The sequence below is a fragment of the Frigoribacterium sp. CFBP 8751 genome, assembly GCF_014841545.1.
GTDB lineage: Bacteria > Actinomycetota > Actinomycetes > Actinomycetales > Microbacteriaceae > Frigoribacterium.
Genome location: NZ_JACYUB010000005.1, coordinates 195,921 through 217,027 on the forward strand (window position 1 = coordinate 195,921; position 21,107 = coordinate 217,027).

23 protein-coding genes and 1 tRNA gene are annotated in these 21,107 nt (G+C 70.8%); 9 read left to right on the forward strand and 15 right to left on the reverse strand.

Features of this window, described 5'->3' with window-relative positions; all coding sequences use genetic code 11:
- Positions 1 to 23: 23 nt before the first annotated feature.
- The 3 genes from IFT88_RS13445 to IFT88_RS13455 form a co-directional block, all read right to left on the reverse strand.
- Positions 24 to 998 (reverse strand): Fpg/Nei family DNA glycosylase, encoded by a 975-nt coding sequence (locus tag IFT88_RS13445; protein ID WP_043597021.1) that lies wholly within the window; start codon positions 996 to 998, stop codon positions 24 to 26.
- 105 nt (positions 999 to 1,103) lie between these two features.
- Positions 1,104 to 1,589, reverse strand: coding sequence for a ribose-5-phosphate isomerase (locus tag IFT88_RS13450; protein ID WP_043597130.1), 486 nt, complete (start codon positions 1,587 to 1,589; stop codon positions 1,104 to 1,106).
- A gap of 90 nt (positions 1,590 to 1,679) precedes the next feature.
- Positions 1,680 to 2,306 (reverse strand): mycothiol-dependent nitroreductase Rv2466c family protein, encoded by a 627-nt coding sequence (locus IFT88_RS13455; RefSeq protein ID WP_137847432.1) that lies wholly within the window; start codon positions 2,304 to 2,306, stop codon positions 1,680 to 1,682.
- Positions 2,307 to 2,397: 91 nt separating this feature from the next.
- On the opposite strand from IFT88_RS13455, the gene pepN reads away from it, so the two are divergent.
- From pepN to IFT88_RS13470, 3 genes are all read left to right on the forward strand, one after another.
- Entirely contained in the window at positions 2,398 to 4,938 is a 2,541-nt protein-coding gene (gene pepN, locus IFT88_RS13460; protein ID WP_192121147.1) for an aminopeptidase N, read from the forward strand.
- 128 nt (positions 4,939 to 5,066) lie between these two features.
- A complete protein-coding gene (locus tag IFT88_RS13465) occupies positions 5,067 to 6,068 on the forward strand; it encodes a mechanosensitive ion channel family protein (protein ID WP_056226968.1) in 1,002 nt (333 codons plus the stop codon).
- A complete protein-coding gene (locus IFT88_RS13470) occupies positions 6,065 to 6,550 on the forward strand; it encodes a globin (RefSeq protein ID WP_082060186.1) in 486 nt (161 codons plus the stop codon). The genes IFT88_RS13465 and IFT88_RS13470 overlap by 4 nt, the downstream gene beginning before the upstream one ends.
- Before the next feature lie 15 nt (positions 6,551 to 6,565).
- Here IFT88_RS13470 and IFT88_RS13475 read toward each other — a convergent pair whose 3' ends face one another.
- Positions 6,566 to 7,237 carry a hypothetical protein gene (locus tag IFT88_RS13475; RefSeq protein ID WP_043597013.1) on the reverse strand — a complete coding sequence of 224 codons (672 nt, stop codon included), beginning with the start codon at positions 7,235 to 7,237 and terminating at the stop codon, positions 6,566 to 6,568.
- A 21-nt stretch (positions 7,238 to 7,258) separates the two neighbouring features.
- Between IFT88_RS13475 and IFT88_RS13480 the strand changes: the two genes are divergently transcribed.
- Positions 7,259 to 8,128 carry an acyl-CoA thioesterase gene (locus IFT88_RS13480; RefSeq protein WP_446718833.1) on the forward strand — a complete coding sequence of 290 codons (870 nt, stop codon included), beginning with the start codon at positions 7,259 to 7,261 and terminating at the stop codon, positions 8,126 to 8,128.
- A 16-nt stretch (positions 8,129 to 8,144) separates the two neighbouring features.
- On the opposite strand, the gene IFT88_RS13485 is transcribed toward IFT88_RS13480, so the two are convergent.
- From IFT88_RS13485 to msrA, 6 genes are all read right to left on the reverse strand, one after another.
- Positions 8,145 to 8,618, reverse strand: a complete 474-nt coding sequence (locus IFT88_RS13485) for an acyl-CoA thioesterase (protein ID WP_043597007.1) — start codon at positions 8,616 to 8,618, stop codon at positions 8,145 to 8,147.
- A 16-nt stretch (positions 8,619 to 8,634) separates the two neighbouring features.
- Positions 8,635 to 10,320, reverse strand: a complete 1,686-nt coding sequence (gene ettA / locus IFT88_RS13490; RefSeq protein ID WP_056226966.1) for an energy-dependent translational throttle protein EttA — start codon at positions 10,318 to 10,320, stop codon at positions 8,635 to 8,637.
- 37 nt (positions 10,321 to 10,357) lie between these two features.
- On the reverse strand, positions 10,358 to 10,765 hold the full coding sequence (locus IFT88_RS13495) for a DUF6993 domain-containing protein (protein WP_342212158.1): 408 nt from the start codon (positions 10,763 to 10,765) through the stop codon (positions 10,358 to 10,360).
- A 153-nt stretch (positions 10,766 to 10,918) separates the two neighbouring features.
- Positions 10,919 to 11,524, reverse strand: coding sequence for a single-stranded DNA-binding protein (locus tag IFT88_RS13500; protein ID WP_192121151.1), 606 nt, complete (start codon positions 11,522 to 11,524; stop codon positions 10,919 to 10,921).
- A 115-nt stretch (positions 11,525 to 11,639) separates the two neighbouring features.
- Entirely contained in the window at positions 11,640 to 11,855 is a 216-nt protein-coding gene (locus IFT88_RS13505) for a methyltransferase (protein ID WP_137847439.1), read from the reverse strand.
- Between the two features lie 56 nt (positions 11,856 to 11,911).
- Entirely contained in the window at positions 11,912 to 12,439 is a 528-nt protein-coding gene (gene msrA / locus IFT88_RS13510) for a peptide-methionine (S)-S-oxide reductase MsrA (RefSeq protein ID WP_192121153.1), read from the reverse strand.
- A gap of 47 nt (positions 12,440 to 12,486) precedes the next feature.
- On the opposite strand from msrA, the gene IFT88_RS13515 reads away from it, so the two are divergent.
- From IFT88_RS13515 to IFT88_RS13525, 3 genes are all read left to right on the forward strand, one after another.
- Positions 12,487 to 13,506, forward strand: a complete 1,020-nt coding sequence (locus IFT88_RS13515) for an aldo/keto reductase (RefSeq protein ID WP_043596993.1) — start codon at positions 12,487 to 12,489, stop codon at positions 13,504 to 13,506.
- A gap of 141 nt (positions 13,507 to 13,647) precedes the next feature.
- Positions 13,648 to 13,944, forward strand: a complete 297-nt coding sequence (locus IFT88_RS13520) for a hypothetical protein (RefSeq protein WP_231567179.1) — start codon at positions 13,648 to 13,650, stop codon at positions 13,942 to 13,944.
- Positions 13,945 to 14,034: 90 nt separating this feature from the next.
- Complete coding sequence (locus tag IFT88_RS13525) at positions 14,035 to 14,901, forward strand: hypothetical protein (RefSeq protein ID WP_192121155.1); 867 nt, start codon at positions 14,035 to 14,037, stop codon at positions 14,899 to 14,901.
- 71 nt (positions 14,902 to 14,972) lie between these two features.
- Here the strand turns inward: IFT88_RS13525 and IFT88_RS13530 are convergent.
- The 5 genes from IFT88_RS13530 to IFT88_RS13550 all read right to left on the reverse strand — a co-directional run bounded on the left by IFT88_RS13530 (position 14,973) and on the right by IFT88_RS13550 (position 19,246).
- Positions 14,973 to 15,048 (reverse strand) — tRNA-Arg (locus IFT88_RS13530).
- Between the two features lie 56 nt (positions 15,049 to 15,104).
- Positions 15,105 to 17,225: an ArnT family glycosyltransferase gene (locus tag IFT88_RS13535; protein WP_192121157.1), complete on the reverse strand. Its 2,121-nt coding sequence runs from the start codon at positions 17,223 to 17,225 to the stop codon at positions 15,105 to 15,107.
- The gene (locus IFT88_RS13540; protein WP_056227173.1) at positions 17,222 to 18,520 is read right to left on the reverse strand and encodes a bifunctional glycosyltransferase family 2/GtrA family protein; all 1,299 of its coding nucleotides are present in this window, start codon (positions 18,518 to 18,520) and stop codon (positions 17,222 to 17,224) included. The genes IFT88_RS13535 and IFT88_RS13540 overlap by 4 nt, the downstream gene beginning before the upstream one ends.
- A gap of 96 nt (positions 18,521 to 18,616) precedes the next feature.
- Positions 18,617 to 18,877, reverse strand: coding sequence for a thioredoxin domain-containing protein (locus IFT88_RS13545; RefSeq protein ID WP_043596991.1), 261 nt, complete (start codon positions 18,875 to 18,877; stop codon positions 18,617 to 18,619).
- A gap of 84 nt (positions 18,878 to 18,961) precedes the next feature.
- On the reverse strand, positions 18,962 to 19,246 hold the full coding sequence (locus IFT88_RS13550; RefSeq protein WP_043597121.1) for a hypothetical protein: 285 nt from the start codon (positions 19,244 to 19,246) through the stop codon (positions 18,962 to 18,964).
- Positions 19,247 to 19,341: 95 nt separating this feature from the next.
- On the opposite strand from IFT88_RS13550, the gene IFT88_RS13555 reads away from it, so the two are divergent.
- Together IFT88_RS13555 and IFT88_RS13560 are read left to right on the forward strand one after the other, a co-directional pair.
- Positions 19,342 to 19,806, forward strand: a complete 465-nt coding sequence (locus tag IFT88_RS13555) for a MarR family winged helix-turn-helix transcriptional regulator (protein ID WP_192121159.1) — start codon at positions 19,342 to 19,344, stop codon at positions 19,804 to 19,806.
- Positions 19,803 to 21,062, forward strand: coding sequence for an MFS transporter (locus tag IFT88_RS13560; RefSeq protein ID WP_192121160.1), 1,260 nt, complete (start codon positions 19,803 to 19,805; stop codon positions 21,060 to 21,062). Before IFT88_RS13555 ends, IFT88_RS13560 begins: the two co-directional genes overlap by 4 nt.
- The last annotated feature ends 45 nt before the right edge of the window (positions 21,063 to 21,107 follow it).

Sequence of the window (21,107 nt, forward strand, 5' to 3'; positions counted from 1 at the left end):
GGGGACGTGACACGGCGGCCCGGTCACACCTGGTCGGTCGGGCACCAGTAGAGCTTGCGGCCCGCGGCCATCTCCATCACGATGTTCGTGCCGCAGACCCGGCAGGGCAGGCCCTCACGGTGGTAGACCCAGTGTCGGTCGGCTCGGCTGCGCAGTGCCTTGGCGTGCTGGGCCTTGGTGAGGCCGTCCATGGTCATCATCTGGCCGAGCTCGACGCCGCTCTTGAGCAGCTTCGTCCAGTCCTTGTAGAGGGCACGCAGCACCTCTTCGGGCACCTGGTTGCCGGGCGTGTGCGGGTCGAGCCGGGCCCGGAACAGCAACTCGGCGCGGTAGATGTTGCCGATGCCGCTGACCACGCTCTGGTCCATCAGCAGAAGGCCGATCGGGGTGCGCTTCTTGCGGACGGTCGTGACGAAGCGGTCGCTGCCCTTCTTGGGCGAGTCGACCAAGGGGTCGGGGCCGAGCTTCGAGATCGCCAGGTCGACCCCGGCCGCGTCGAGGACCTCGCACTTCGTCGGGCCACGGAGGTCGCCGACGGCGGTGTCGGTCAGCAGACGCACGCGCACCTGCCCGACGGGCTCGGGCGGGAACGACTCGATGTCGTCCTCGGTCTTCTCCTGCTCGGCCATTCTCACGCGCGTCCTGCGAGGGGCACCGATGCTGGCCATCGAGTCCTCGCCGTCGTCGTCGGGAGCGTTCTCGGCCTTGCGGGTCGCCGCCCGGCGCGTCCGCGACTCGGCCATCGAGTGGCCCGTGGCGATGTCGCCGGCGAAGTCCCAGGCGCCGTAGAGCCCCAGGTGCACGTGCAGCCAGAGCCCGTTGTCGAACTCGAGGAACATCTGCTTGCCGACGGCCTTCGCGTCGACCATCGTGGCGCCGTCGAGCCGGGTCGCACCGTCGGCGAACCGGCCCTGGGGCGAGCTCACCTCGACGCGGTGGCCGACGAAACTCTGCTCGAACTGGTTGGCGATGCGGTGGACGGAATGGCCCTCGGGCACGGCGGCACCTCTCTGGTGGTCGGTGTGTCGGTCTCGCGCTCGACGGCGGAGACGACGGAGCGGCGAGGCCCCGGTCGGGGTCCCGCCGCTCTCGACGTTACGTCGTCAGTCGACCGGGTGACCGGCGATCGCGCCCGTGGTCTCGTACTCGCCGACCTGCGCGATGCGGCGCACGTGGCGTTCGTCGTGGCTGAACGGCTCGGCGACGAAGGCGTCGATGAACGCGAGCGCCTCGGCCTCGGTGTGCTGACGTGCACCGATCGCGATGACGTTGGCGTCGTTGTGCTGGCGGGCGAGCTTCGCGGTCGAGTCGTTCCAGACCAGGGCCGCCCGGACGCCCTCGACCTTGTTCGCGGCGATCTGCTCGCCGTTGCCCGAGCCGCCGAAGACGACTCCGAGCGCCTCGTGACCGGCACGCTGGTCACGCACGGTCGCCCGCGCCGCCGCGATGCAGAACGAGGGGTAGTCGTCGAGCGGCTCGTAGCTCGTCGGACCGTGGTCGGTCACGTCGTGGCCCGCGTCGGTGAGGTGCTGGATGACGGTCGTGCTGAAGTCGAGGCCGGCGTGATCGGTCGCCACGTGGATGCGCATGGTGACCATCCTAGAACCGGGCCACGACGGGGCCGACCGGCACCGCGCCTCCTCGTGGTCCGTCGTCGGGGCCCGAGCAGGCGCGGGTCCTCAGTCGAAGATCGGCCCGACCGTGCGAGAGCGCTTGATCTCGAAGAACCCCGGGTACGACGCCACGGCGACGACGCCGTCCCAGAGGCGCACGGCCTCGTCGCCCTTCGGCGCGGGCGAGATGACGGGGCCGAAGAAGGCCACGCCGTCGACGGCGATGACGGGGGTGCCGACGTCCTGACCGACGCGGCCGATGCCGTCGAAGTGGCTGGCGCGCATCTGCTCGTCGAACTCGTCACCGTCGGCGTACCGCGCGAACTCGGCGGGCAGTCCGACCTCGGCCACGGCACCGGCGATGACGACGTCGCCGTCCTTCTCGCCCTCGTGGTGGATGCGGGTGCCCAGGGCGTCGTAAAGGGGCTTGACGATCTGCTGACCGTGGAGCTCGCCCGCCGCCGTGACGAGACGCGTGTAGCGCAGCATGCGGGCGAAGTTCGCCTTGTACTCGTCGCTGACGTCGTTCTCCTCGTTGAGCACCGCGAGGCTCATGACGTGGAAGGTGACGTCGAGGTCGCGGTGCTTCGCGACCTCGTCGACCCAACGACTGGTCATCCAGGCCCAGGGGCACGAGGGGTCGAACCAGAAGTCGACGACGGTGTGGGGCGCGGGGACGGGGGTGTCGGTCATGCCCTCAGTCAACACCCCGGTGTCGTACAGCCGGTCTAGGCTCTCAGCGGACCACGAGTCCCCCCTCACCCCCCAGACGGATGGAGCCAGCGTGCCCGGAGAGAACCTCACCCGCGTCGAGGCGCAAGAGCGCAAGAGCGTCGTCGACGTCCAGTCGTACGAGATCGCCCTCGACCTGACCCGTGGCGACGAGGTGTTCGGCAGCTCGACCACCGTGCGCTTCACCGCCACCCCCGGCGCGTCGACGTTCATCGACGCGCTCACCCGCACCGTGCACTCGGTGACCCTCAACGGCACCGCGCTCGACGTCGACGCGGTCTCCGACGGCGTCCGCATCCAGCTCGCCGAGCTGGCCGCCGACAACGTGCTCGAGGTCGTCGCCGACGCCGAGTACACCAACACCGGCGAGGGCCTGCACCGCTTCGTCGACCCGGTCGACGGCGAGGTCTACCTCTACTCGCAGTTCGAGGTGCCCGACAGCCGCCGCGTCTTCGCGGTCTTCGAGCAGCCCGACCTCAAGGCGACGTTCCAGTTCACGGTCACCGCGCCCGCACGCTGGCAGGTCGTCAGCAACCAGACCACCCCCGACCCCGTCGTCGACGGCGAGACCGGCACCTGGACGTTCTCGCCCACGCCCGTGCTCTCGAGCTACGTCACGGCGATCATCGCCGGCCCGTACGACGTCGTCCGCAGCGACCTCACCAGCTCCGACGGCCGCACGATCCCGCTCGGCATCTTCACGCGTCGCTCGCTCACGGAGTACCTCGACGCCGACTACATCTTCGAGAAGACCCGTCAGGGCTTCGCCTACTACGAGGACAAGTTCGACTACGCGTACCCCTTCGAGAAGTACGACCAGCTCTTCGTGCCCGAGTTCAACGCCGGCGCCATGGAGAACGCGGGTGCCGTCACCTTCGTCGAGACCTACGTCTTCCGCAGCAAGGTGACCGACGCCATCAAGGAACGCCGCGTCGTCACGATCCTGCACGAGCTCGCCCACATGTGGTTCGGCGACCTCGTCACGATGAAGTGGTGGAACGACCTCTGGCTGAACGAGTCGTTCGCCGAGTGGGCCTCGACCATCTCGACCGCCGAGGCGACCGAGTGGACCGAGGCCTGGACCACCTTCCAGGCGATGGAGAAGAGCTGGGCCTACCGCCAGGACCAGCTGCCCTCGACCCACCCCGTCGTGGCCACGATCACCGACCTCGAAGACGTCCAGGTCAACTTCGACGGCATCACCTACGCCAAGGGCGGGTCGGTGCTGAAGCAGCTCGTCGCCTGGGTGGGCATCGACGCCTTCTACGCCGGCGTCGCCGCGTACTTCAAGAAGCACCACCACTCCAACACCGAGCTGGGTGACCTGCTCGTCGAGCTCGAGGCGACCTCGGGCCGTGAGCTGACCAGCTGGTCGAAGCTCTGGCTCGAGACCGCGGGCGTCAACACGCTGCGTCCCGAGCTCGACGTCGACGAGGACGGCGTCATCACGTCGTTCGCCGTGTTGCAAGAGGCCCCGGCCGACCACCCCACCATCCGCCCGCACCGCCTCGCCATCGGCCTCTACGCTCTGCAGGGCGACGCCCTGGTGCGCACCGACCGCGTCGAGATCGACGTCGACGGCACCCGCACCGAGGTGCCCGAGCTGGTCGGCCTGAAGCGCGGCGACCTCGTGCTGATCAACGACGACGACCTCGCCTACGCGAAGATCCGCCTCGACGAGGTGTCGCTCGCCACCGCGATCGCGCACCTGTCGACGATCTCGAACCCGCTGGCCCGTGCCCTCGTCTGGGGCTCGGTCTGGGACGCGACGCGCGACGCCGAGACCTCGGCCTCGGACTACGTGCGACTCGTGCTCGACAACATCGCGACCGAGACCGAGTCGACGACGATCCGCACCACGCTCTCGCAGCTGCTGCAGACCGCCCGCAGCTACGTCGCACCCGCACGCCGCGCCTCCACGATCACCGAGGTCGGCGACGGCCTCTGGGCCCTGGCCCAGGGCGCCGAGGCCGGGTCCGACGCGCAGTTCCAGTTCGTCACCTTCTTCGCCGCGATCGCGTCCACCGAGGCGCACGAGGAGGCGCTGGCCGGTCTGCTCGACGGATCGCTCGCCCTCGAGGGCCTCACCGTCGACACCGACCTGCGCTGGCAGCTGCTCGAGGGCCTCGTGCTCGTCGGCGGTGCCGGCGAGGCCGAGATCGACGCCGCCCTCGCCGAGGACAACACGGCGAACGGTGCCCAGGCGGCCGCACGGGCCCGTGCGACGATCGCGACCACCGAGGGCAAGCTCGCCGCCTTCGCGTCGGTCGTCGACAGCGCCGACCAGCCCAACGCCATCGTCCGGGCGACGACCCTCGGGTACCAGCACACGAACGACCCGGCGATCCTGCAGCCGCTCGTCGAGCGCTACTTCTCGTCGCTCACCGGCATCTGGGAGTCGCGCAGCTACCACATCGCCGACACCCTCGTCTCGGGGCTGTACCCGGCCGGCCTCGCCGACCAGGCGCTCGTCGACGCGTCCTACGCGTGGCTCGAGGCGAACCCCGAGACGCCGGCCCTGCGCCGCATCGTGAGCGAGAGCGTCGCGGGCGTCGAGCGGGCCCTGCGGGTGCAGGCGGTCGACCAGCAGTAGTCGCGCCCCGGGTCGCACGACGACCCGACGAACGAACCGGACGGCGGGCCCTCTCACAGGGCCCGCCGTTCCGGCGTCCAGGCGCCTCCCGGGTGAGGTCGCGGCGGCGTGCTTGACTTGTCGCTCATATGGACCTCCTCCTCGCAGCTGCCACCGACCCCGCCGCCCCGATCGCCTTCGACTGGGACGCGTTCTGGACGATGTGGCGCGTTCCCATCCGGATCGTCGCGATCCTGCTCGTCGCGGTGTTGTTGCGCGTCGCCCTGCACTTCACGATCCGTCGGGTCGTCGACCAGGTCGTGAACGGCATCAAACGCAAGCAGAACGTCGACGACACGCAGGCCCTCATGGCCTCTCCCCTCCAGGCGGTCCGGGTCGTGCAGCGCACTCGCACGCTCGGCAGCGTGCTGAACAACGTGGTCACGGTCGTCGTCGCGGGCATCGCACTCGTGTTGATCCTCGGCGAGCTCAACTTCAACGCCGTCGCCATCGTCAGCGCCGCCGGGGTCGTGGGGGCGGGTCTCGCATTCGGTGCCCAGAACATCGTGAAAGACATGCTCAACGGCATCTTCATGGTCGCCGAGGACCAGCTGGGGGTGGGCGACGTCGTCGACGTCGGGCCCGCGGCCGGCGTCGTCGAGGCCGTCGGCATCCGCGTCACGCAGGTCCGCGACGTCAACGGCGTGCTGTGGTTCGTGCGCAACGGCGAGATCCTGCGCGTGGGCAACATGTCGCAGGGCTGGACGCGGGTGGTCATCGACCTCGCCGTGCCGTACTCCGCCGACGTCGACCAGGTGCAGGACGCCATGCTGAACACGGCCAACGAGCTCGCGGCGATCCCCAAGTGGAAGCGCGCCATCATCGACCAGCCCGAGGTCTGGGGCATCCAGTCGATCTCCGAGGAACACGTGGTGATCCGCATCGTCGCCAAGACCAGGTCCTCCGATCGCGACAACGTCGACCGCGAGCTGCGGTCGCGCCTCAAGAAGACCCTGGACGCCATGGACATCGTGCTGCCCTCGTTGACGAGCGTCGTCCTGACCGGCTTCGACAGCGCCTCCTCGGTCCAGGGCGCCCGGGCGCCGCGCACGGTGCCGACGCCCCACGTGCCGCGGAGCAAGCGCAAATGACCGACATCCCGCTGACGCCACGCCCGTCCACCGCGCAGCCCGTGACTCCCCCGCCGTCGGCCGTGCCGGTCACCGTCCGGCGGGGTCTCGGTGACGACGCCGCCCAGGGCAACTTCTGGCAGCAGATCGGCGGGCGGCCGACCTTCGAGAAGTTGGTCCGTCGCTTCTACGAGGGCGTCCGGACCGACGAGGTGCTCTGGCCGATGTATCCCGAGGCCGATCTCGAGGGCGCGATCCAGCGCTTGACGGGGTTCCTCGAGCAGTACTGGGGTGGGCCCACCACCTACAGCCAGGAGCGCGGGCACCCCCGCCTGCGCATGCGGCACATGCCGTTCCGGGTGACGCCCGAGGCGCGCGACCACTGGCTGCAACACATGCGGGTGGCCGTCGACGAACTCGAACTCGCACCCCTCGACGACGCGATGCTCTGGGGTTACCTCGACCGCGCCGCCCAGGCCATGGTCAACACCTTCGAGCGCTGACGACCGCGGACCGCGTCAGAGCAGGGACGACCGACGCTTGACGAGGACGTGGCCCTTGGGCGTCGTGAGGCGCGTCCAGGTGCCCGTCTCGAAGACGGCGACCTCGTCCTCGCCGTCGAGGAAGCCGAGGCTGAGCGCACCGAAGCCGGCACCTGCGGGGACTCCCTCGGCGCCCTCGACGGGTGCCGACCACACGTCGGCCCTCACCCGGTGCACGATCTGCTCGCCCGTGCCCGTCGGGATCGCCTCGGCGACGCGGGCGATGCCCGCCTCGGCCGTCGAGCGGAGGCGGTCGGACTCGATCGGTTCGAGCCGTGCCCAGCCGCCCCGCGGCGGTGAGATGGCCGCCCAGGTGACCGTGTTGACCGTGGCGGGCACGGACACGGTGACGGGCGCGGTCGGGTCTACGACGTCGTTCTGCAGGCGCACGAGGCGCTCTTTCAACGACCGGACCGGCACCACGGCGTCGAACTCGGGACGGTCGTCGAGCTGGAAGGTGCGCAGTCCGAGCACCGTGGGGCTCGAGTCGAGCAGCCCCATCGGGTAGAAGACGGCGACGTAGACGGCGAGGACGCCCGAGCCGGCGATGAGCCGGACCGAGCCGTCCTCGACCCGGCCCGCACGCCCGAGATAGGTCGCGAGATCGCTGAGGGACAGGGAGTCGGGGAGGGTGAATGCGTCGTTCATCGGCCCCCTAAACTACATCGGGTGACCGTCGATCCGCTGCAGAGCCTGCTGTCCACCCTCGACCTCTCGCCGGCGGGCAACGTCGGCGGGCAGGACGTCTTCACCGGGGGGTCACAACCCGAGCCGCTCGGTCGCGTGTTCGGCGGACAGGTCGCGGCGCAGGCCCTCGTGGCCGCCCAGCGCACCGTCGGCGGTGGACGCGACGTCCATTCGCTGCACTCGTACTTCCTGCGGCCCGGCGACCTCACCATCCCCATCACGTTCACGGTCGACCGCATCCACGACGGCCGCTCGTTCGCGACCCGACGCACCCAGGCCTCGCAGGACGGGGTGCCGATCTTCTCGATGATCGCGTCCTTCCAGACCCCCGACGAGGGGCTCGACCACCAGGTCGACATGCCCACCGGGCTGCCCGACCCCGAGGGCGTCCCGAGCGACGCCGAACTGCTGTCGGCCGTCGACAACCCCGTCGCCCAGTCGTGGGCGCGGCGCCCGTTCGACATGCGTCACGTGCCGTCGCCCGTGTTCTTCAGCGTCGAGGGCGACCACGTCGCCCACCAGGCCGTCTGGCTCAAGGCGACGGGCCCGCTGCCCGACGACGCCGACCTCCACCGCGCCGCCCTGCTCTACGCCAGCGACTACACCCTGCTCGAACCGATCTACCGCCGCCACGGCGTCGCGTTCGTCACCCCCGGCCTCAAGGTCGCGAGCCTCGACCACGCCATGTGGTGGCACCGCCCCGCGCGTGTCGACGAGTGGTTGCTCTACGTGCAAGAGAGCCCCAACGCGGTCGGTGGCCGCGGGCTCTCGCTCGGTCGCATCTACGACCGAGCGGGCACGCTCGTGGCGAGCGTCGCGCAAGAGGGCATGGTGCGGGTGCCACGAGGCTGACGGGACGCGTGCCGGGTCAGCGCCGGCGAAAGGCGAGGGGCTCTTCGACGAACGGTGACCAGGCGTCGCGCTCGACGTCCGAGATGCGTCGTGGCCGGTCGGTCGCCGAGTCGACGAGCACGATCGTGGTGGCGGCCTTCGTGAACAGCTGCCGGGGTTCGACGCCCTCGGGCGACCAGACCTCGTAGCAGACCTCGAGGCTCGCTCCGCCGAGACGTCCGACCCAGATCTGCACGTCGAGTGGGGCCCGCAGGTACGGGATGGGGATCAGGTACTCGAGCTCTTGACGGGCGATGAGCGTCATCGTCGTGGCGTTCGGGCTGCCGTCGAGGACGGCGGCCGACGACCGCTCGTCGATCGCCCCGTCGGCCGACCAGAACGCGTCGATGCGCGCCTCCTCGAGGAGGCGCAGCATCGACGCGTTGTTCACGTGTCGGTACCCGTCGAGATCGCTCCAGCGGACTCGGGTCGGCACGTGCAGGCGGGTCATGACGGTGGGGTGCCGGTCAGTCGCGCGTGAGCTTGCGGTACGTGGCCGAGCTCGGCTTCGCCGCGTCGGCACCGAGGCGCTCGACCTTGTTCTCTTCGTACGCCTCGAAGTTGCCCTCGAACCAGTACCAGTTGGGGGTGCCGTCGTCGTTCAGGCCCTCCCACGAGAGGATGTGCGTCGCGATGCGGTCGAGGAACCACCGGTCGTGCGTGATGACCACGGCACAGCCGGGGAACTCGAGCAGCGCGTTCTCGAGGCTGCCCAGGGTCTCGACGTCGAGGTCGTTGGTGGGCTCGTCGAGCAGCAGCAGGTTGCCGCCCTGCTTGAGGGTCAGCGCCAGGTTGAGACGGTTGCGCTCACCACCGGACAACACGCCGGCCTTCTTCTGCTGATCGGGACCCTTGAAGCCGAACTGCGACACGTAGGCCCGCGACGGGATCTCGGTCTTGCCGACCTGGATGTAGTCGTGCCCCTCGGACACGACCTCCCACAGGTTCTTGTTCGGGTCGATGCCGCCACGGCTCTGGTCGACGTACGAGATGTCGACCGTCTCGCCGACCTTCAGCTCTCCGCCGTCGAGCGGCTCGAGGCCGACGACCGTCTTGAAGAGGGTCGTCTTGCCGACGCCGTTCGGGCCGATGACGCCGACGATGCCGTTGCGGGGCAGGGTGAACGACAAGTCGTCGATGAGCACCCGCTCGCCGAACGCCTTGTGCAGCTTCTTGGCGTCGATGACCTGCGAGCCGAGGCGCGGGCCCACGGGGATCACGATCTCTTCGAAGTCCAAGGTGCGCGTGCGCTCGGCCTCGTTCGCCATCTCTTCGTAGCGGGCCAGACGCGCCTTCGACTTGGCCTGGCGGCCCTTGGCGTTGCTTCGGACCCACTCGAGCTCGGACGCGAGGCGCTTCGCGAGCTTGGCGTCCTTCTTGCCCTGGACCTGGAGGCGCTCGCCCTTCTTCTCGAGGTAGGTCGAGTAGTTGCCCTCGTAGGGGTAGAGACGGCCGCGGTCGACCTCGGCGATCCACTCGGCGACGTGGTCGAGGAAGTACCGGTCGTGGGTCACGGCGAGCACGGCGCCGGGGTACTTGCTGAGGTGCTGCTCGAGCCAGAGCACGCTCTCGGCGTCGAGGTGGTTGGTGGGCTCGTCGAGGAGCAGGAGGTCGGGCTTCTGCAGCAGGAGCTTGCACAGCGCGACGCGGCGCTTCTCACCACCGGAGAGGTTCGCGACCTCGGCGTCACCCGGAGGCGTGCGCAGGGCCGACATGGCCTGCTCGAGCTGGGAGTCGAGGTCCCACGCGTCGGCGGCGTCGATCTCTTCTTGCAAGGTGCCCATCTCGGCGAGCAGCGCGTCGAAGTCGGCGTCGGGCTCGGCCATGGCGGCCGAGACCTCGTTGAAGCGGTCGAGCTTCTGCTTGATCGGCCCCACGCCCTCTTGGACGTTCTCGAGGACGGTCTTGGTCTCGTCGAGCTCGGGCTCTTGCATGAGGATGCCGACCGAGTAACCGGGGCTGAGCTTCGCCTCGCCGTTGCTGGGGGTGTCGAGCCCCGCCATGATCTTGAGGATCGTCGACTTGCCGGCGCCGTTCGGCCCCACGACACCGATCTTCGCCCCCGGGATGAACGACATGGTGACGTCGTCGAGGATCAGCTTGTCGCCGACCGCCTTGCGGGCGCGCACCATCGAGTAAATGTATTCGGCCATGGCAGCGAGTCTATCGGGCGGGGCCCCGCCCCCGTCGTCACCAGTCGATGGCTCGGGTCGACCCCACGAGGCAGGCGCCCGTGCCGAGCACCGGCGCCGTCTGGCTCGTGTACCCCGCGCCCGAGACCTGCCCGATCAGGCAGTCCTGACCCCAGAGCACGGAGAACTGCACGCTGTCGGCGTCGCGGCCGATCGAGGTCGTGTCGGCGGTGACCTGCATCGACGACTTGTCGAAGCCCGCAGCCACGAGCGCGTCGACGACCGCGCGCCCGCCCGGGCGGGCGTTCGCGGCGACGGTCGCCGCGTTCACCTCGTCGAAGTGGGCCAGCGCCTCGGCCGTCGTCGACTCGGACGAGAACGCCGGAGCGCCCGTCGACGTCGCCGTGGGCTGCGTCGTCGGTGCCGGCTCGGGGGACGAGGTGCAGCCCGCGAGGGGGACCGCCACGGCCAGCAGGATCGCGGCGAGCCCCAGGCCGCGTGGGGGTCTCGAACCGTGCACAGGTGCCCTTCGTCGCGGGTGGCGGCCGCGGGTCGGCGAGCCGTGTCGAGTCTACGGCGTACCGACCCGCGGGCCGGGAGCACGGGGGCGCTCCGGAGCTCAGAACGGGGCCGGCGCCTCGTCGGCACCGATGGCCGGTGGAGCACCCCAGTCCGCACCCTCGTCCGGGACCGCCACCCGGTCGGGGCCGGACGAGGACGCATCCGAGGCGGAACCGTCCGAGGGACCTCCGTGACCGGCCCCACCGTCGCCCTCCGTCCGGGGTGCCGCCCCGTCCAGGCCGGAGGTCGCGGCCGGGTCGTCACCACCCGCGGCAGTCGGCGCCACCGGTCCGACGGCCGGGGCGGACGCGACCCGTCGTTCGAACGTCGACCTTCCCCAGACGAGGTCGTGACCGATCGCGTCGGCGTCGACCTCGACCGTCATGCCGCTGCGTTCACCGGACTCCCACGAGCGGATGCGGACCCGCCCGGTGACGACGACCCGCTGCCCCTTGCGGAGACTGGCGAGGACGTTGTCGGCGAGCTGGCGGAAGGCCGTGACGGTGTACCAGTTCGTCTCGCCGTCCACCCACTCGCCCTTGACGCGGTCGTAGCGGCGTTGCGACGAGGCGAGCCGGAAGCTCGAGATGGAGAGGCCTGACTGCGTCACGAGGGCCCGGGGGTCGGTCGCGATGATCCCTGTGAGGGTGATGGTGTCTGTCATGACGGGAGTCTCGCGAAGGCGGGACTCCCCCGGGACGGCACCCGCGCCTCCTTGTGGAGAAGGACGACGGGGGCCGCTCGGGGGACGACGCGACGCGAGGTCGTCCGCGGAGGCCTCAGTGCTCGTGGAACTCGGGGTACTCGGCTCCCGGGCCCAACGCCGCGAACAGGGCGCTCTTGGCCACGGCCAGGGTCGGATAGACGCCGCCGTCGGTCCCCTTCGCGGAGAGGCGCACGGTGAAGCCGCCGTCGCTCCGCAGGATGGTGCCGACCGCGCCTGCCGGGCCCACGGCCACCCAGGTCTGTCGGTGCAAGGTGTTCTGGTCACTCATCGTCGAGCGCCCCTTTCCTCTTCTCTCGGTCGGTCGCGCCGGTCGGCGCGGCCCGTCTACGAGGCGAGCACGTACTTCGCGTACGACTTGCGGATCTTGGTGACCTTCGGCAGAGCGACGGCGGTGCAGTAGCCCTGGCCGGGGTTCTTGGCGAAGAAGTCCTGGTGGTGCTCCTCGGCGTCGTACCAGGTGGGCAGCGGCTCGATGGTCGTGACGACACCGCCGTCCCAGGCCTCGGAGGCGCGGTCGCGGGCCGCCCGGAAGAGCACCGCCTGCTCGTCGTCGGCGGAGAACATCGCCGAACGGTACTGGGTGCCGACGTCCGCGCCCTGCCGGTTCAGCTGACGCGGGTCGTGCAGGGTGAAGAAGACGTCGAGGACGACGTCGGCGGGGATCTTCTCGGGGTCGAAGGTGACCGCGACGGCCTCGGCGTGCCCCGTCCGGCCGGTGCACACGTCGTCGTAGCTCGGCTCCACGGTGTCTCCGCCGGTAGAGCCCGAGACCACCTCGGTGACGCCGTCGAGGGTGCGGTAGACCGCGTCGAGGCACCAGAAGCAACCGCCGGCGAGAACGAATGTCGTCATGCCCGTGAACCTACTCCCGACTCGAGGCCCCGCCCTAGGCTGACCGCATGAGATCACCCTTCACGCCCTACGTCGCCGACGACGCACGGTACTCACGACTCGACTACGTCCGCACGGGCCGCAGCGGGCTCAAGCTGCCCCGCATCTCGCTGGGCTTCTGGAACAACTTCGGTTCCGACCGCGGACTCGAGACCCAGCGCGACATCGTGCTCCGCGCGTTCGACCGCGGGGTCACCCACTTCGACCTGGCGAACAACTACGGCCCGCCCTACGGCTCGGCCGAAGAACAGTTCGGCCGCATCGCCGCGGCGAACCTGCGCCCCTACCGCGACGAGATCGTGGTGTCGTCCAAGGCGGGTTACGACATGACCCCCGGGCCGTACGGCGACGGGGGGTCGCGCAAGTACCTGCTCAACTCGCTCGAGGCCAGCCTCGGGCGGCTCGGCATGGACCACGTCGACATCTTCTACTCGCACCGCCCCGACCCCGAGACCCCGATCGACGAGACGATGGGGGCGCTCGCGACGGCCGTCCGGCAGGGCAAGGCGCTCTACGCCGGCATCTCCAACTACGACCCGGCGCAGACCGAGGCCGCGATCGACGCCCTGGCGGCAGAGGGCGTGCCGCTGCTGATCCACCAGCCGCGGTACAACATGTTCGACCGCCGGCCCGAGCGGGGGCTCTTCGACACCCTGCTGACCCGCGGCGTCGGCTCGATCGTGTTCTCGCCCCTGGCCGGGGGCCTCCTGACGAACCGCTACCTCTCGGGCAGTGCTCCCGCGGGCTCGCGCGCGGCCGAGGGCCGGTGGTTCTCCGAGGACGCCCTCGACGAGACCTACCTCTCGCGCGTCCGCGGCCTGAATGAGATCGCGGAGGCGCGGGGCCAGTCGCTCGCGCAGCTCTCGCTCACCTGGGTGCTGCGTCAGCCCGCCGTGACCAGCGCCCTCATCGGCGCCTCGTCGGTGGCCCAGCTGGACGACAGCCTCGACGCCCTCGACGGTGCCGAGCTGACCGAGGACGAGCTCGCGGCGATCGAGCCGCTGGCGGTCGACGGCACGGGCCGCTGACCGGACGGCGCGGTGCCGACGGGGCACCGCGCCCTCCGAGGTGTCCGAGGTGCCCGAGGTGTCCGAGGTCGATGTCGGTGGTCACCCCTAGCGTCAGGGGTGTTCTCGACAGCATCGGCCGGATGACCTCAGGAGCACCTCATGACCAGCAGCACCCTCGACCACGCGATCGTCCCGTCTGCCCCGCACGCTCACGCAGGCGTTCCCCTGCCCTCCCTGCGCTCGACCCGGGGCGGCCTGCACCTCGTCCAGGTGCACGACGACCTCGCTCGGGTGACCCGACCCGGCGGTGAGATCGTGGGCTACGTCGAGCGCTTCGACGACCCGCAGGGCGATCGCTACCGCGCCAAGCGGTTCCTGCCCCGTCAGCGTCGCTTCGTCGAGATCGGTGAGTTCTGGAGTCGCGACGACGCCACCGACTGCTTCCGGTTCGCCTGATCCCGATGCCTCCGCCCGGGCACCGTGACGGCCTCCCCGACAGCATGTCGCAGCCGTCCAACCTTCGACCTCGGCTGTAGTGTTCGCCCCATGCAGTGGTGGAACGATCTCGTCGAATGGCTCTCTTCGGACAACGGGTGGCGTGTCGTCACCGATGCGGTGATCCCCTTCGTCGCCATCGTCGTGGCCGGCGTCGTCGCAGCCCTCATCGGCCGGGCGAGCACGCGGCGAGTCGTGTCGTCGCACGAGGACGAGGCGAAAGCCGCGGCCGTCGCGGCCCTCGTCTCGGCGGCCCGCAAGGGTGCCGTCTACACCTCGCTCGGGGTCGAGGAGCGTGCCTACGCCGATCACCTCGGCCACGAAGCCGACGTCCGCCTGCGGCTGTTGCCCGCGACCGGCAGCACCCTCGCCGCCGACTGGGCGGCTCACGAACTGGCCGAGATCAAGCGCAACTCGGCGTCCTTCAGCTTCCAGTCCGAGCAGACGCTCGGTGAACTCCGCGACCGCCTCGTCGAGTGGCAGAACCGCCCCGGCCGGGCCAAGAAGCTCTTCCGCGACGATCTCGCCCGCTGGAAGTACGAAGAGGCCGACGTCGACCGAGACACGGCCGCGAAGCAGAAAGCCTGGGAGGCCGAGCAGCGCGCCGCGTCGGCGACCGAGCAGCGACGCACCGAGGCCTCCGCGCCCACGGGTGCCGCCCCCTCGGCGACGCTCCGCCCCGCGGCCCTCGACGATGCCCCGGTCCGGGGTGGCGACGAGGCCTACCGAGCACCCACGGCTCCCGCCCCGCTGACCGGACCGTCGCCGGTGTCCGCGCCCGAGGCACCCCCCGTCACGTCGGGTGACGCCTCCCACGACGACACGCGTGACGACCCGATGGACGACGAGCGCTACGAGCAGCCGGTCAGTGCGAGCCAGGTCCGCCGCCGCACGGCACCCGAACGCGCGGACGACTGACCACCTGGACGACAGCGCGCCCCCGACCTCGGTCGGGGGCGCGTCGTCGTGTGGGGGGGTGGGGTGCTGCGTGGTGCCCCCGGCAGGAATCGAACCTGCGACCAAGAGATTAGAAGGCTCCTGCTCTATCCGCTGAGCTACGGGGGCGAACCCGTCCACGATACCGTGCCCGGCCCGGCGAGCCGGGTCGGGCACGGCGCTGGTCAGCCCAGCGGGCTGGTCAGGTCGTACAGCGTGACCCCGTCGACCTCGGTCGAGGAGAAGTTCGCCTCGACCCAGGCCGCGATCTCGCTCGAGGACGAGCTGCCGCCGTTCGACTGCCCGACGGTCCCTCCGACGAACCAATGGATCTGCCCGTCGGCGACGTACTGCTCGAACTGCGCCAGGGTCGGTGACGGGTCGCTGCCGTTGAACCCGCCGACCGCCATGACCGGGTCGCCGGTCGCGAGCTGGTAGCCCGCCGCGCTGTTCGACCCGACGGCCGCGGCGACCCAGGTGTAGCGGTCCGAGTCCGCGCCGACCACGGCGGCGAGCTCGTCGGTGACCGAGCCCGAGCCGAGCAGCGAGCCGGCTCCGCCCCCGCCACCGGGGAGTCCGCGCGTGGCCGTACCCGCGCCTCCCGCGGTTCCCGCTCCGGTGCCGGTGCCGGTGCCCGCTCCCCCGCCGGTGCCGCCCGGCAGCTGCGGGGGCGTTCCGCCAGCCGCGCCACCGGGCCCGCCACCAGCGGCCCCACCGCGACCGCCGAAGCCGCCGGCGCCGCCTGCGCCACCACCGCCGAACCCGCCCGTGCCACCCGACACGGTCGGGCCGGCCGTGACGATCGAACCGGTGTGGGCCGTCGACACGGTCTCGACCGAGTAGGCCGCCGGAGCCAGCAGGCCGCCCGTGAGCAGCACGGCGAGGGTGGCCGCCGTGAGCGCCCGGCCCCGTCGTGGCAGCAGCACGAGCACGGCGCCCACGACGGCGAGCGCGACGACGACGTACCGGAGCCACGGCTGCCAGGACTCCGCCCGACCGAGCAGCACCCAGGCCCAGACGCCCGTGAGCAGAGCCGACGCCGCCAGCACGATCCGCACCCACAGCCGGGCCCGTCGTCGCCACAACACGTCGGCCGCAGCCCCCAGGGTGACCGCGACGGCCGGGGCGAGCGCCACCGTGTAGTACGCGTGGAAGATGCCCGACATGAAGCTGAAGACGAGGGCGGTCAGCACCGTCCAGCCACCGAACAGCAACAGGGTCGCCCGACGGGCCGAGGTCCGGTGTCGCCAGCCGAGCAGCACGAGTGCCGAGACGCCGATCACGAGGGCGGCGGGAAGCAACCAGGTGATCTGGCCACCGAACTCGCCCGTGAAGAGCCGGGTGATGCCGGTCTCGCCCCACATGCCCGTCGTGGCAGCGCCGGTGCCGCCGCCCCCGCCCGTCACGCTGCCGGTCTCGTCACCCGTGAGCCGTCCGAGGCCGTTGTAGCCGAAGGTCAACTCGAGGAACGAGTTGGTCTGCGAGCCGCCGACGTACGGCCGCATGCTCGCGGGCACCAGCTCGACGAGGGCGACCCACCAGCCGGCCGACACCACGACCGCACCGAGCGCGGCCAGCAGGTGCAGCACCCGCCGGCGCAGCAGGACGGGCGCCGCGACGAGGTACACCCCGGCCAGCACGGGCAGGATGACGAATGCCTGCAGTTGCTTGGTCAGGAAGCCGAAGCCGATCGCCACGCCGGCCCAGACGACCCAGCGGACGCGGCCCGTCTCGACGCCGCGCAGCGTCAGGTACGTGGCGAGGGTCAGCAGCAGCACGAGCAGCGCGTCGGGGTTGTTGAAGCGGAACATCAACACGGCGACCGGGGTCAGGGCGAGGACTCCACCGGCGACGAACGCGGCGACGCCCGAGAAGTGCCGCCGCACCGTGGCCCAGACGAGTCCGACGGTCGCGACGCCCATCAGCGCCTCGGGCAGCAGGATGCTGAACGACGACAGCCCGAACATCCGGACCGACAACGCCATGATCCACAGGCTCGCGGGCGGCTTGTCGACCGTGATCGAGTTGGCGGCGTCGGACGAACCGAAGAGGAACGCCTCCCAGTTCTGCGAACCGGCCTGCACCGCGGCCGAGTAGAACGAGTTCGCCCAGCCGTTCGCCGACAGGTTCACCAGGTAGAAGGCCCCCGTGGCGACCAGCAGCGCGAGGAACGCCGGTCGCTCCCACCGTGCCGCGTCCTCACGCCCGCGCACCAGGCGACGGGCGAGCGAACGGAGGCGCGCGCCGGCCGACCCGGACGGCGCGCGTCGATCGGTCAGCGGCACCGGCGTGGTCCCGGCGCTCATCGACCGACCACCGTGACGTCGTCGTCGCCGGCCACGGCGGCGACGCGGGTGGCGAGGTCGGACACGGGGTCGGCGACACCGCCCCGCTCGTCGGCCGGTCCCGGCGTCACGTGCGTCGCCTCCGACCGGAACACCCAGACGCGCAAGAGCACGAAGCGCAGGACGGTCGCGACGAGGTTCGCGGCCGTCAAGACCAGCAGCTCGGCCTGCGCGCCGGCCGCGGGAGCCGCGGCGTGCAGCACGACGAGCGACCCCGAGGTCAGCACCCAGGCGAGCACGAAGACCATCAGCCCTTGCAGTTGGTGTCGCGCCACGCCCGACGCCCCCCGTACCCCGAACGTGAACCGCCGGTTGGCGGCCGTGTTGACCACGGCCGTGACGAGCAACGACACGAAGTTCGCCGCCTGGGCCGGCATCACCTGCTGCGCGACGAGGTAGAGCAGCGCGTACGCGGCGGTCGAGGCGACCCCGACGACACCGAACCGCACGACCTGCGAGAAGAACGTCGGAGGCGCGGGCGGCTCGAACGGACGCCTCCCGATCGCGTCGTACACCGCCTGGACCGGGATCGCGCCCCGGGCGATGCCCGTGCCCACGCGCAGCATCCCCTTGAGGTCGGCGGCGGCCGTGGAGACGATGTCGACCGAGCTGTCGGGGTCGTCGACCCAGTCGACCGGCACCTCGTGGATGCGCAGGCCCGAGCGCTCGGCGAGGATCAGCAGTTCGGTGTCGAAGAACCACCCGGTGTCCTCGACGAGGGGCAGCAGTCGCTCGGCGGCCTCGCGCCGGATCGCCTTGAAGCCGCACTGGGCGTCGCTGAACCCGACCCCCATCGTGCGACGCAGCAGGAAGTTGTAGCTGCGCGAGACGAATTCCCGCGTGCCGCCGCGAACGACCCGCGACGATCGGCTGAGCCGGGTGCCGATCGCGAGGTCGGAGTGGCCGGAGAGCAGCGGTGCCACCAGCGGGCCGAGCGCCGAGAGGTCGGTGGAGAGGTCTTCGTCGAGGTAGACCAGCACGTCGGCCGGCGAGGCCGCCCAGACCTGCTTGAGGGCACGGCCTCGGCCCTTCTCGGCGAGGTGGACGGCGGTCACGCACCGCAGGCGTCGGGCGAGGTCGTCGGCGAGGGCCGGCGTGCCGTCGGTGCTGGCGTTGTCGGCCACGGTGATGCGCCAGGTCTCGGTGACGTGGCGGGTCAGATGGTCATGGAGGCTCGTGATGCTGGCCTCGAGGGTGGCGGCCTCGTCGAAGACGGGCACCACGATGTCGAGACGCAGGATGTCGGTGTCAGGCATGGGACCACGATCGGTCGCCACGCCATCAGCGGCCTCGCACCGGTCGATGGCGACGCCGTGGAGATCCTATGAGCCTCCCATGACGGGGCGCCGCGATCAGATGGCGAGGGACAGGGCCCCGAGCAGGCGGTCCAACGTCGGCACTCCCGGCGAGCGGAACACGACCTCGCCGTCGTCCCGGGTGATCACGATGGTCGGCGTGCTGCGGACGTCACGCCGCTCGGCAGCCTCGGGCCGGGCGGCGACGTCGGCCTCGTCGACGACGAGGGAGGGCACGAGTCCCCTCGCCTCGGCCACGACCGCCCTGGCCGCGTGGCAGGGCCCGCAGAAGGCGGACGTGTACAGCTCGAGCATCATGCCGGGGACAACGAGGAGGCGCGGGGGAAACTTCCCCCGCGCCTCCTGCGGTCTCGTTCGTCGTCGCGGCCGGAGCCGCCGACGTCAGTTGTCGCGGTCGTCGTTGCGGTCTTCGGGGTCGTCGACGGGGTCGCTGTCCTTCGCGTCGAGCGAGTAGTGCACCTGCAGTTGCTCGCCGACCATCTTCGCCTCGGTCGCGGTGTAGACGATGCCGGTCTCCATCCCGTCGATCAACACGAAGTCGGTGATCTGCTCGTCGTACGAACCGTCGGTGCTGATGCGGGTGTCGGTGGAGCCGTCGCTCGGACCGCCGTCGAAGAAGACGACGTACTCGGAACCCTCGGCCACGGTGGGCTTGCTGTCTGTCATGCCCACAGGTCTACCAGGAGGCGCGGAGTCGGCGCCCAGCTTCGCCGGTCCGAAACCCATAGCCAAGCTATATAGCTTGGCTATACACTCGACGGATGACTTCCCAGCCGACAGACATCCTGGAATCCCTCCTGACGTCGACCCATCGCCTGACGCGCATCGCCGCGCAGGAGACCGGCCGCACCACCTCGCCCGCCGTCTGGCGGACGCTCTCGATCCTGACGACCGACGGCGAACTCCGTGTCGGCGACCTCGCCCGGGCCAGCCGCGTGTCGCAGCCCACCATGACCAAGCTCCTCCGGGGCCTCGCCGAGGACGAATTCGTCAAGCGCATCGCCGACACCGACGACTCCCGGGCCTGGCTCATCGCCATCACCGACAAGGGCACGGCGGCGCTCACCGAGTGGCGGGGGCAACTCGCCGACTCGCTCGGCGGCCTATTCGCCGACCTCGACGACGACGAGTGGGCCGTGCTCGAGCACGCCACCCGCCTGTTGGCCTCGCGGGTCGGCACCCGTGCCGACGTCCGCTCCGACGCCGCCGAGGCGGTGTTCGCGTGAGCGCGCCTGCCTCTGCTTCCGCCCGCACCACGCCCGAACCGAAGCCGAGCATCCTGAAGCAGCCGACCGCCGTGTGGGCCATCGCCTTCGCCTGCGTCGTCGCCTTCATGGGCATCGGCCTCGTCGACCCGATCCTCCCCGCCATCGCGGAGTCGCTGAAGGCCAGCCCGACGCAGACCGAGCTGCTCTTCACCAGCTACCTCGCCGTCACAGGCATTGCGATGTTCTTCACCAGCTGGGTGTCGAGCCGACTCGGCGCCAAGCGCACCCTGCTGATCGGGCTCGCCCTGATCGTCGTCTTCGCCCTGCTCGCCGCCACCAGCGGCGACGTGTGGTCGATCATCGGCTTCCGCGCCGGCTGGGGGCTCGGCAACGCCCTGTTCATCTCGACCGCCCTCGCGACCATCGTCGGCGCGGCGTCCGGCGGCACGGCCTCGGCGATCATCCTCTACGAGGCGGCCCTCGGTCTCGGCATCGCCATCGGCCCGCTGATCGGCGGGTTGCTCGGCTCGGTCAGCTGGCGCGGGCCGTTCTTCGGCGTCACCACGCTGATGGCGATCGCCTTCATCGCGATCGTGCTGTTCCTGAAGGGCGGCGCCACGGAGAAACCAACGCCGACGGCGCTCTCGGCGCCGTTCCGCGCCCTGGGCAACCCGGCGCTCGGTGCCCTCGCCGCGACGGCGCTCTTCTACAACATCGGCTTCTTCGTCCTGCTCGCCTACACGCCCTACCCGCTCGGCTTCGGCGCGCTCGGCATCGGCTTCACCTTCTTCGGCTGGGGCGTCGGCCTCGCGATCACCTCGGTCTGGGTCGCGCCGCTGCTGACCGCACGCCTGCGTCGGACGACCGTGCTGCGCATCGCCCTCCCCCTGCTCGCGCTCGACCTCGTCGCCGCCGCGGTCGTCGTCCGGACGCCGGCCGCCCTCGTGGTCTGCGTGGTGGTCGGCGGCCTCGTGCTCGGTGTGCTCAACACGGTACTGACCGAGTCCGTCATGGAGGCGACCGACCTGCCCCGCTCGGTCGCGTCCAGCGCCTACTCGGGCGTGCGCTTCCTCGGCGGCGCCGTGGCCCCGCCCGTGGCGACCCTGCTCGCCGACACGATCGCCCCGAGCGCCGCCTACGTGTTCGCCGCCGCGAGCGTCGCCGTCGCCTTCGTCGTCGTGGTGGCCGCGCGCGGTGCCCTGCGCCGGGTCGACGACGGCCCCGAACCGGCTCGCGTCGAAGCCGAGGCCATCGGAGCGGGCGAGGCGATCTGATCCACCGCCACCGCGCCTCCTGCACCCGACCACCGCAGGAGGCGC